We start from the raw sequence: 12,044 nt of genomic DNA on the forward strand, positions 1-12,044 counted from the left end.
CTTACCTGATGTAAGACCAAACAAAATTGAAACATCTTTACACAAATAAGTAACTAAAATGGTATCTTTGAGTAAACAGTTTTTAACACCTAACTATGCGATTGAAAAAGAAACATAAAATAATAGGGGGTATTTTCATCCTTATTGTGGTTGTATATTGTTCGGGTCAGTGGATAATCAATTATGTCCTGAATCAGTATTTACCTACAATCATAGCAGAAAAAAACGACTCTCCTTATGATTTAACTTATCAATCCGTTCACTATTCGATTGCCGAGCGAAAGTTAACTATCCAAGACATCGACATTCAACCCAAAGCCACAACTGTAACCGATACCCTGTCCTACCTCAAAGGTAAATTAAAGCAGATTGAAATCCAGCATGTAGCCCTATGGGATTTAATCAAAAGGCATCACCTCGCAGCACAGGGAATTACTATTATTCAACCTGATATTCAACTGTTCCAACACCAAACTGCAAAAGATACAACCCCCACGCCACCCCTTCAGTTTATTCAAGCCATTGATATCAAAACGATTGCGGTAAAACAAGCCCATGTTTTGATCCATGATGTGGAAAAAAATCTTCGTTTACATGAAGTACATAACTTTAGTGCGCAACTGAAAGGCATTCACTTCGGTGTTGAAACTCAAGATAAACCCATTCCCTTTACCTATAAGGATTATATTATTTCTTGTGATTCTGTCCGTAGTTTAGTGTCAGATTCGCAACAGCTAACGATTCATGGAATTCAAGTCAATCCTACTCAAATTAGCACTACGCGCCTTTTACTTCAACCGTTGACAACGGTTAAGGATAAAGCCGATTTACCCCATCGCCTCTTAACCATAGATACCCCTTCCTTGGTGCTAAAAGGAACCGATTGGGGATACAAAAATCAGGAGGATTTCTACTTGCATATTGATCAAATTCAGACACCTGCTGTGGATGTAGTGGTAGAAGAAAATACATTATCTACCCGTAAAAAAGAAATTAAAACTTCCGTCAATCCAAAACTTTTACCTTTTGATTTGACCATAGCAGCCATTGATATGGATAGTATTACTATTAATTCCCTCAATCAATGGTTAATTAAACGAGGAAGTCTACATCTCAAACGCGTAGTAAACAAAGCCAAAGAAGAGTTACACATTGGAGCCATTCAGGTATTACAGCCGGATATTCACTTGCATCAATCCCAACAAAAAGCAAAGCCTAAAACCCAAAAAGTCGACGTGTTTTTTGACGATTTAGTACAAATTGATACCCTATCCCTCCAACAGGGAAGCTTTACATCGACAAAAGGAAAGGATCGTACGGTTGTCTTGCAGACCAAAGGGGTGCAAGCTTCTATTGAGCAAATTCACCTCGATGCACAAACCTTAGCTTATAAGATTCCTGTACGCTACAAAGAAATCTCGTTTTCAGCTGAGGCAATTCAATGGAATACTGGGCGTTTTTACGATATCAAAATTGATAAAATACAAGGACATAATACAACATTAACTTGTAGTAATTTGGAACTAACTCCTAAATATAATCGCAAAACGATGGTGCGCATGTTCACCTATGCGGATGATATTTTTACAGTTAAAACCAAAGCCATTACTCTTTCCAATTATACTTGGGGATTTGACCCTCAAGACGTTCTATTCTTCAAAGCGGATCACGTTCGCTTAGACCATATTAATGCCAATATATTCCGCGATAAAACGCCTACATTTAATATGAGTATAAAACCGTTGTTTAGCAAAAAACTACGCGACATTCCGTTTACATTGGAGCTAAAAAAGGTAGATATTGTCAATTCTACTTTAGAATATGAAGAATACGATCAAAAGGCAGTTGCACCAGGAAAATTGACGTTTGGGAATTTCAATGCTTCCATTCAACATGTATACAGTGGTTATAAACAAACAAAATTACCAACCACCACATTGGCTATTCAGGCTAGTTTTATGAATGCTGCACCATTACAAGTCAATTGGTCTTTTAATGTTTTGAACCGTTCAGACGACTTTCGCATTAGTGGAACCATTAAAAATTTCCCTGCTACAGCCATGCAATCCTTCTTACAACCCTATGTAAAAGCCTCTACCGAGGGGAATTTAGATTTGGTTAAATTCAATTTTACAGGGAATAACAAAGTAGCAACGGGAACTTTTGGTATGAATTATAAGGATTTAAAGGTAACTTTATATCGAAAAAATGGAGAAAAGAAAAGGAAAATACTCTCTAAAATAGGTAATTGGTTCATTCACAAAAACTCAGCAGGGGAGTTCAAAGAAGTTGAGATAAAAAAGGTCAATCGCATAGAAGAAAAGTCTTTTTTCAATTACCTTTGGTTATGTATTTTACAAGGTCTAAAACAAACTATTTTATAACACAATCGCATATGAAAACAGTATTTATCACAGGAGCATCTTCAGGTATTGGACAAGCTACAGCCAAAGCACTAGCGCCCAATCATCGTTTAATACTTTGTGGAAGAAGAAAAGAGCGATTAGAAGCATTAGCCCAAGAATTAAATCAAACCACTGAAACACATATCTTAACCTTTGAAGTTCGTTCTAAAGAAGAAGTTTTTCAGGCTGTTGCTTCCTTACCTGATGCTTGGAAAGACATTGATATCCTTATCAACAATGCTGGAAATGCACATGGTTTATCTTCCTTTCAAGACGCCGCTATCGAAGATTTAGAAGCCATGATTGATATCAATGTAAAAGGGTTAATTTATGTAACTAAAGCTGTTTTACCCTTGCTATTACAACACAATCGAGGGGGACATATTGTAAATTTATCTTCGATTGCAGGTAAAGAGACCTATGCTAATGGATCCGTATATTGCGCTTCAAAAGCCGCTGTTGAGTCCATTTCAAAAGGCTTGCGCATTGATTTAAACACCAAGGGAATCAAAGTTACAAATGTTGCACCAGGTGCTGTTGAAACAGAGTTTTCTATGGTGCGCTTTAAAGGAGATCAAGCAAAAGCAGATCAAGTATACAAAGGATATGATCCATTAAGTGCAGATGATATTGCACAAGCAATTGCATACGCAATCAATCAACCCGATCACGTACAATTAGCAGATATGACCATTTTTCCGAAAGCACAGGCTAGTGGAACAACTTTTTACAGAAAACCTGAATAGGGTAAACGATTTAAAATCAATCATTTTATGAAATACCTTCTTGCAATTAGTCTCTTTGTTGGACTTCATTGCACCTTTAGTTCTCCGCTTCAAGCGAGTGAAGCTAAAAGCACTTGGAAAGAAAACCTTACCCCTTTACTCCAAGCGACTTCGGATACCGTTTTTATTGATTTAAAAAACGATCCTGATTTTAAATTTGCCAACAATTTACGTTGGTTTCAAGACCCAGAATTATCTCTTTTTGGGATTAAAACAAAAACAGGGGAACTGTTTATTGAACCTTTATTTCATCAAATCGAATCTTTTGTTGATAATGTTTCGATTGTAACCTTTGAAGGTTATCAAGGCGCCATCAACGACAAAGGTGAAATTGTAATTCCTTACATCTATGAAGAATTACAAACGAGTAGTGAAGAGCGAATTGCTTACTATGAAGGTGGTTTATGGGGATTCTTCTCCAACACCGGAGATAAAGTAATTCCCGCTTCGTATGAGTTTGTAGGTAATTTTTCAGAAGGCCTTGCTTTGGCCTCTAAAGACAATTTATTTGGCTATATCAATAACCAAGGGAAAGTTATGATTCCCTTTCAATACGAATATGCCAGCAATTTTGAAAATGGACAAGCACAAGTGGAGGTTAAATTCCGCGCTTTTACCATCAATAAAAAAGGAATAAAAATATCGAATTAGAGAGGGTGAGGCGATAAGAAGATGAACAAAAGAGCAAAACCTCACAAAGTACAAATCTCACAAAGCACAAACCTCACAAATAACAAAGCACAAAGAGCAAAGAGCAAAGTACACCCCTCACATCATTACAAACGTTGCGTGACGGATGCGACCCCTCCTTCGTCGGGGTGACATACTGGGGGGATTATGGGAAGGTGATAAGCAAACCTCACAAAAAAGCAAACCTCACAAAAAAGCAAACCTCACAAAAAAGCAAACCTCACAAAAAAACAAACCTCACAAAAAAACAAACCTCACAAAAAACAAATATCCCCCATAAACCTAAATAGAAAATGGGAGAAAGAAATAAGAAAAAAGTAGGACGTACTCTTTTCATATTGCTCTTCTCCCATCTTCAATAAACAACTAACTCAAACATTCGTATAGTTTACAGCCCATCAAACTTTATTCCTAAAGTGAACCATCTACCTGGCATTGGCACAGCGCCAGCCTCAATATAGGTTGTGTCAAATATATTCTGAGCATCTATATAGAACTTTAGCTTATCCAAGGCATAGTTCAGACGAATATCTGTAATCCAATAACTCTTATACGTCAATCGTTCATTGAATCGATTCGCTAAGGTTACACTAAACTTATCATAGGTATAGTTTACAGTTCCCACCACTTGGTGTTTCAAACTTTCTAAGGCATATTTAGAAAGCACCCCTGCATCTGCTGATTTGTTTTCAATAGTTGGAGACAGGTAGGTATATGAAATCCCTAAATTCCACATATTCAACTCATCACCCAAACGATAACGCAAGGCTGTATTGACTCCTTTTGTCTTATTTTTAGACGCATTATACGGTTGGTACGGTTGATTCATATCCACGCGAATCCAATCAACAAAATCATCAATATCGCGGTAGAATACAAAAGCTTCTGCTTGAAAGCGATCTGTTCTATACTTCCCTCCCACCTCAACTTGATAAGCTTTCTCTGGAGTTAAATCAGGATTTCCAATATTACCTGGACGTTGGTCTAAGTATAAATCCGTAAACGAGGGAATTCTACTCGCCGTACCAGCGTTAAAAGTAGCTTGCCAATGCGGATTGAAATTATAACTCGCATCAATTCCAGGAAAAACTTCCCATCCGTATTTTGTGTTATAATTGACATAAGCGCCAATATTCACATCTAACTGCTCCAACCAATTTCTTTGAAAGGCAGCAAAGAATCCGTAATTACTTTTGCTGTGATCGCCAATGTTGGTTGAATTAATTTCTTCGTAACGCATTTCACCGCCAAACGTGAATTTCCCATAATCAGCGGTATACTCTCCATTGACATTTGAGGTAATCGCATGAGTATAATGTCTACTTCTTGCTACATCTAAACGCTGGCGATAATAGCGGTAATCATCAAAATTATAGCGATACGCTACACTAGGCATAAACGTTAAACGATCGGATAAATAATGACGAGAACTCAAATTCAACATCGTCGTACTGACAATTTCTTTCGATTCTTTATCCCCTGGTGCAGCATAATAGCCATTGGCTCCAAAAGAACTATTGGCATGCCCTGCTAAAATCATGATGGTATTTTGATCATTGGGAACAATATTTCCTTGATAAAATACTTTATTGTTATGATAGGCTGTATTATAGCGATATCCATTTCCAGAATCATGACTGGCAAATAGCAAGTGATTATCTTTGGCACGTACTAGTGTTCCTCCTACTTGAACTCCTCGGTTGTTGTAGGTTTCATTGTGATCCTCTTCTTTGTCTTTTTTAAAGCTCGTACCTCCGTACACAGCCGCGAAGACTCCATCCTTCTTTGGATTTTTCGTCACAATATTCACTACCCCAGTCAAACTATTTATTCCATACAAGCGAGCCGAAGGTCCACGTACAATTTCAATGCGCTCTACAGCTTCTAATGGAATGGGAATATTCAGTGAATTATGTCCCGTTTGGGGATCCGAAATCTTTTGACCATTCAACAATAAAACATTCTGCTCAAAACTTCCTCCATCAATACTCAAATCGGCTTGCGTTCCATTAGGACCACGCTGTCTCAAATCCACTCCAGCTACAAAACTCAACAACTCATTAACTGAACTTACAGGTAACTGCTTGATTTGATCCTGCCCAACGACCGTAATATTTCTATTCTTTAAAGTACTTGGAAGCTGTAATCGCTGGTTGTAAATTACAATTTCTTCCATATTATCCTCAACTGTTGTCGTGCTTTTTTCTTGTGCATAACCTGATGCAGTTACAAAGCCACAAAGCGTTAAGGCTACATAAAATTGACGTTTCATAAGTATTCAATATTCATTTGTATGCTGCAAATGTAGGAGAGGATTTTTCTCCGTTTCTAGTCCGGTTTAAAGATAGAAAACAGTCCGGTTTGAAACTTTCTAAAAAAAATATTTTATTTCTTTCATTTTAGGACTTCTACTTAAACTCGCATGATTATCATATCTTAAATGTAAATTATTTTCATTATTTTTGGTCTATAATCTTGCTATATGATTAAGAAATTAGTACTTCCAACCGTATTGCTTACTTGTGTGCTCTCCTCTTGTGGTGAGCGAAGCAAACAAGCCATGCGAGTCGTCTATGGTGAAAATGAAGTGGTTGAGGCTTTGAATGAAGTCCCCAGCATCCAATTTGACTCTTTACAAACTAGTGCGCTTCAAGAAGAAGTTCGCCTTTTTTACAAAACCAATGACTACCATCTAGGCTGGTTCAATGCAGCGAATAGGCAGCAACTCTTAGAAAGTGTTCGCGATCTCCAAAATGATGGAATCAAAATTGCATCAAAAGAATTACACAAACTCATAGCGTTAGATGCTACCTATGAACAACTCCCTGAAGCAGATAAAATTCAAGCGGATTTTTTATTTTCTACAATGTATGTCAATACGTTAGATCATCTATTCAATGGTAGTGTTAGAGCGAAGCGTTTGTATGGAGATTGGGAAATAACGCCCAAACCATTAAATACCAGTGCCACAATGCTTTTGGCTTTAGAGCATGAGAGTATTACATTAAGCTATGACAGTATTCGAACCAAACAACCGGTATACACACAATTAAGAAAAAAGCTATCCTCTTATTATGCCTTAGAAAAAGACAGCCTAAAACCGTTTAAACAAGGTAAAATTAACGATACAATTCCAGAACTTGTTGCCCTCAAAAAGCACTTGATTTTCTTAAATCAATTGGCAGATAGTCTGCAGACAGATGCGATTTACAATCAAGCAACCGCTCAATCCATTAAGGCTTTTCAAAAAGAAAAGAAACTCAATGTTACGGGCTTTACCGATACAAAAACCATTGATGCTATTTTGCGAGATGAAAATGCTTTAAAGGAAAAAATAATTGTCAATTTAGAACGTTGGCGTTGGTTTCCGAGAGAATTTTCATCCCATTATATTTTGGTGAACATTCCCGCTTACAGCTTAGTTTCTGTGTCCAATCAGGATACCATTCGACAACACAAAGTTGTTGTGGGAACAGCAGCGCGTAAAACACCTATTTTAAGCTCGACCTTGACAACCGTTGTATTGAATCCTACTTGGACAGTACCACCAACCATCAAAAAAAATGATTTGGTGCCTAAGGCAAGTAACGATTTGTCTTATTTTTCAAGGTTGAATTTTACTATTTACAATAGTCAAGGAAAAGTGGTTTCCCCAGAAAATTGGGATGCAAGCAAAGGTACTTCCTACCGTTACGTACAAAAAGGAGGACCAGGGAATACGTTGGGACGTGTCAAATTTCTGTTTCAAAACAACCATGCGGTTTATCTACATGATACCCCAAGTCAATGGGGGTTTGCCCGTAACGACAGAAACCTAAGCTCAGGATGTGTACGCGTACAAGATCCTTTTGATTTGACGGCCTATATTTTTGAACTTGCGGCTCCAAATTTAACCAAAGAGGAAGTGGATAAGATTATCGCTTCTCAAGACACCAAAAGTATCAAAGTAAGTGAAAATCCAATTGATGTCCATTTGTTGTACTGGACGGTGCAAGTTGATACGCAAGGAAAATTCACCTATTTCAAAGATATCTATAAGTATGACGAAGAACTTTATAAGCGTTTAAGCAAATAAGAAATCGTAGTTCTACCATAAAAATAGCCTCTGATGCATCAGAGGCTATTTCTTTTATTTCATTAGCTGAAAAGTTCCTTGAATAAAACTTGCACTTCTCTTTCCTTGACTACTTGTTTCATCCGCATAGCTTAAAAAAGCATCGACACTTCCCTTCTGTGTATCAATAACTTGACTAACCGTTAACCCATCGCTTTCAATCCAGTTAATAAAAAACAGGTGATCCCCTATTTTTTTATAATACATGGTTTCCGTTCCTTCAGAAACCACTCCCTCTGCATTCGTGGTTTTCCAATGTAACTGATTTTCTGATACATACTCTACCTCCGCTTTAAAATCAGGATAGGTTAAAATTCCCTTGTGTCCAATTAGTGATTCCTGCTCTTGCGTTGATGCTGTATGAGTAGCTTCGGTTGTTTGATTGATATCTGCTTCTTTTACTGTTGAACCTCCTTGTTTGCAAGCCAAGAACAACAAAGGAGTTGCAAGTAAACATAGACTGATTTTTTTCATTGCTTCATTTTTTAAATTATAAGATTTACCCTACAAAGAATGGCATGGTATTCCAACTTGTATTCCACTTAAAAGTAACAAAAAGTAGGCCTAATTCCATCAAAAAATCATTTTTTTAAATAAAAATGTCCAACGCACCGTTGTACGTTGGACATTTTTAGCAACTACTAGTTGAATCTTATTTTTTAGATTAAATATTTCGATTGTTTTAAATAATCTTGTTGTGTAGAGTAAATAAACAAACAAGACTCCTCTTTAATTAATTCGATTAATTCTCTATTTACTTCATTTGGAACAGCAGGACAACCGTAGCTTCTACCTAAACGTCCTTGTTTTAAGGCTAATACAGGAGATGCATAATCTGCGCCATGTACAACAATCGCACGTGTACGTGCATTGTCATTGATTCCTTTTTCCAATCCATCTAAACGCATAGAAAAACCATTGCTTCCTTGATACGTTTCACCCGTTTTATAGAATCCTAAACTACTCATATGAGAATTGATTCGGTTTGAAAAAGCAGTAGCAAATTCATCCCCTGTTTTTTTCCCATGGGCCACTACAGATTCCAATAGCACCGTATTCTTCTCCATATCAATCACCCATAGGCGTTTTTGTGTAGAAGAAACACTAAAATCAACAATAGTCAATTTATTATTCTTGATTAAACCTTCTTCTTGCATCTTAAAATAGCCTTTCAACGCCATCGTAAATACTTTCTCTGAAGGAGCATTAAACGCTTTTAAATCTAACGTATGAAAAAGTGTATTTGCTTTTAATGCAAAACTTTCTTCTGCGGTTAGTTCTGTTTTTTCTACTTTCTCTGTTATATCAGCATCCAACTGAATGGATGAACTATCAAATTGAATTGAATTCTTGGCAATACCTGCACCAACTAATACCAAAGCCGCCGAAGCCACTATCCACTGCTTATAATTCATTGTAATATCTTTAAAAAAGGGGTTATTTTTAATTACGAAGTCGTAAAAATAAAAAAATATTTTTACCAAACAAATGATAATCACCAAAGTAAGGATATAATTATGTTTTTTTTGTACATTCTTTGCGAATTGAGCATTTTTCGTATCCTAAAATCACAATTTCCTTAAAACCTCAAAAGTCAGAAGCGAAAACTGTCTTTTTTTTAAATAAAGTGCAGGAATATCCCCTCAAAAAGTAGAACTTAGAAATACAATCTGTAAATTTGTCTAAGGAATAATTCAAACGACAAAAACACACAGCAATGAATAAGAAAGTAATTTTAATGATATTAGATGGTTGGGGAAAAACGCAAGATCCCAAAGTTTCAGCCATCGCATATGCTCAGACTCCCTTTATTGACAGCCTATATACACAATACCCGAATACCTATGTATTAACGGACGGATTAAATGTAGGATTGCCAGCAGGTCAAATGGGAAATTCTGAAGTTGGTCATATGAACTTAGGTGCAGGTCGAATTGTGTACCAAGATTTAGTCAAAATCAATATGGCGGTTGAAAACAAAACCATTGCTCATGAACCTGCCTTGCAAGCAGCCTTTGCTTATGCAAAAGAAAACCACAAGAACGTTCACTTTCTAGGTTTACTTTCTGATGGAGGTGTTCATTCACATGAAAAACACTTATATGGCTTACTTGATGCAGCAGTAGATTACGGTTTACAAAATTTATTTGTTCATGCTTTTACAGATGGACGAGACGTAGATCCGAAGTCGGGAGTAAAACACATTGCTAAATTAGAAGAGCACATTGCCTATTCTCCAGTTCAATTGGCTTCTGTTATCGGGCGCTATTACGCTATGGATCGCGACAAACGTTGGGAAAGAATTGCCAAAGCCTATCACTTATTAGTAGAGGGAAAAGGAATTCACTCAACCGATGCAGTAAAAAGCATCGAGGCGAGTTATGCAAATCAAATTACAGATGAATTCATTGATCCTATTGTTATGGTAGATAAAGACAATCATCCTGTTGGTAAAATTGCAGCCGATGATGTAGTGATCTTTTTTAACTTTCGTACCGATCGTGGGCGTGAATTAACCCATGTTCTATCACAAGATAATTTCCCAGAATACGAAATGAAAGCCTTGCCTTTGTATTTTGTAACCTTAACCAACTATGACGATACCTTTAGACGTGTGCATGTTGTATACGACAAAGAGAATTTACATCATACGCTTGGAGAAATTATCGCTCAACACGGAAAAAAACAAATCCGCATTGCCGAAACGGAAAAATATCCACACGTAACCTTTTTCTTTTCAGGTGGAAGAGAATTGCCTTTCGAAGGAGAACAACGCATTTTATGTCCTTCGCCTAAAGTGGCAACCTATGATTTAAAACCAGAAATGAGTGCCTATGATTTAAAAGATGCGTTAATTCCAGAATTGCAAAAAGGAGAAGTTGATTTTGTGTGTTTAAACTTTGCCAATGGAGATATGGTTGGGCACACTGGAGTCATGGAAGCAGCAATTAAAGCCTGTGAAGCAGTAGATCAATGCGTCAAAGAAGTAGTTGAAGCAGCTTTAGCAAATAATTATACCACCATTGTATTAGCCGATCACGGAAACTGTGAAACCATGCTAAACGAAGACGGTAGTCCGAATACCGCTCACACTACGAATCCCGTGCCAATTATTTTGGTTGACAAAGACATCAAAACCATCAATCACGGCGTTTTAGGAGATATTGCCCCAACGATTTTAAAATTAATGGGATTACCTCAACCGGAAGAAATGACGAGACACTCTTTGGTTTAATACTTAAATTAAATCACAACATAAAAACAGCGCTTTGTAAAAATACAAAGCGCTGTTTGTTTTTGATTAATTCGCTATATTCGTTTGGCTTAACACCAACGAACCAACCTATGAAATATAAACTACTTGCATTAGCAGGTCTTGCCCTATTATGCAGTTCTTGTATTCAAATTACTAGACTCACTAGCGATTACAAAAAATTAGACCCCGCATTCCGCCCCTATCTTGCTACTTATGAAGAAGGAAAAGATACCCTACCCAATCGCGTCTATTCCATAACAGGAGAACAGATTCGACACCAAATGGAACAGCATGATAAAATTCTGGTCTACACCTTTACAAATGGCTGTTCAGGACCAACTTGTTATCCCCTAGCAACTTTTAAACGCTGGGCAGAGGAGAATGGATATAAACTTTATTTAGTCACTACAGGATATGATCACTTAGGTCACACACTGAGTCAACAAATAAACCTACCACTTTATGTAATCAACTACAAAGCATACAATACCAATTGGAGAGGTAAATATTACGATCGTTTTCTCTTGGATTTACTTCAAAATGAAGCTAACTCAAAAGCTATCGTCAAAGATTCGTCTATCAATCTTTATACTTTTGAAAAGGGAAAACTCACACAAGTTTCTAGTGATTTACTACAACTTGAACCTAAATTCATTCACTTATAATAAAGAAAAAGAGGCTTTTTATCGCCTCTTTTTTATTGTTTTTATCTATACTTCTATTTTTTTATTCCATCGCAATTGTTTACAAAAAAGCGCAGTTCCACCTACCTTTACTTTAAACAAATACAAAAT

General features: G+C 36.8%; 9 protein-coding genes. 6 read left to right on the top strand and 3 right to left on the bottom strand.

All coding sequences use genetic code 11. The features are described from left to right. Positions 1–95: 95 nt before the first annotated feature. From AWV75_RS01885 to AWV75_RS01895, 3 genes are read left to right on the top strand one after another with little or no spacing between them, the layout of a single operon-like run. Positions 96–2,384 (top strand): hypothetical protein, encoded by a 2,289-nt coding sequence (locus AWV75_RS01885; RefSeq protein ID WP_060872748.1) that lies wholly within the window; start codon positions 96–98, stop codon positions 2,382–2,384. 11 nt (positions 2,385–2,395) lie between these two features. Then, positions 2,396–3,151 carry an SDR family NAD(P)-dependent oxidoreductase gene (locus AWV75_RS01890; protein WP_060872990.1) on the top strand — a complete coding sequence of 252 codons (756 nt, stop codon included), beginning with the start codon at positions 2,396–2,398 and terminating at the stop codon, positions 3,149–3,151. A 27-nt stretch (positions 3,152–3,178) separates the two neighbouring features. Then, positions 3,179–3,841 (top strand): WG repeat-containing protein, encoded by a 663-nt coding sequence (locus tag AWV75_RS01895; protein WP_060872749.1) that lies wholly within the window; start codon positions 3,179–3,181, stop codon positions 3,839–3,841. Positions 3,842–4,268: 427 nt separating this feature from the next. On the opposite strand, the gene AWV75_RS01900 is transcribed toward AWV75_RS01895, so the two are convergent. Continuing rightward, positions 4,269–6,152, bottom strand: coding sequence for a TonB-dependent receptor plug domain-containing protein (locus AWV75_RS01900; RefSeq protein WP_060872750.1), 1,884 nt, complete (start codon positions 6,150–6,152; stop codon positions 4,269–4,271). Positions 6,153–6,362: 210 nt separating this feature from the next. Between AWV75_RS01900 and AWV75_RS01905 the strand changes: the two genes are divergently transcribed. After that, positions 6,363–7,955 (top strand): L,D-transpeptidase family protein, encoded by a 1,593-nt coding sequence (locus AWV75_RS01905; RefSeq protein WP_060872751.1) that lies wholly within the window; start codon positions 6,363–6,365, stop codon positions 7,953–7,955. Between the two features lie 54 nt (positions 7,956–8,009). Here the strand turns inward: AWV75_RS01905 and AWV75_RS01910 are convergent, their stop codons facing one another. Together AWV75_RS01910 and AWV75_RS01915 are read right to left on the bottom strand one after the other, a co-directional pair. After that, on the bottom strand, positions 8,010–8,468 hold the full coding sequence (locus tag AWV75_RS01910; protein WP_060872752.1) for a MoaF-related domain-containing protein: 459 nt from the start codon (positions 8,466–8,468) through the stop codon (positions 8,010–8,012). Between the two features lie 185 nt (positions 8,469–8,653). Beyond that, positions 8,654–9,409: a murein L,D-transpeptidase catalytic domain family protein gene (locus AWV75_RS01915; protein WP_060872753.1), complete on the bottom strand. Its 756-nt coding sequence runs from the start codon at positions 9,407–9,409 to the stop codon at positions 8,654–8,656. Positions 9,410–9,711: 302 nt separating this feature from the next. Between AWV75_RS01915 and gpmI the strand changes: the two genes are divergently transcribed. Both gpmI and AWV75_RS01925 read left to right on the top strand, forming a co-directional pair. Continuing rightward, complete coding sequence (gene gpmI, locus AWV75_RS01920; RefSeq protein WP_060872754.1) at positions 9,712–11,229, top strand: 2,3-bisphosphoglycerate-independent phosphoglycerate mutase; 1,518 nt, start codon at positions 9,712–9,714, stop codon at positions 11,227–11,229. 110 nt (positions 11,230–11,339) lie between these two features. Next, complete coding sequence (locus AWV75_RS01925) at positions 11,340–11,915, top strand: hypothetical protein (protein ID WP_156424158.1); 576 nt, start codon at positions 11,340–11,342, stop codon at positions 11,913–11,915. The last annotated feature ends 129 nt before the right edge of the window (positions 11,916–12,044 follow it).

Origin of the sequence: Myroides odoratus, from assembly GCF_001549985.1 — a bacterium.
Taxonomy (GTDB): Bacteria; Bacteroidota; Bacteroidia; order Flavobacteriales; family Flavobacteriaceae; genus Flavobacterium; species Flavobacterium odoratum_A.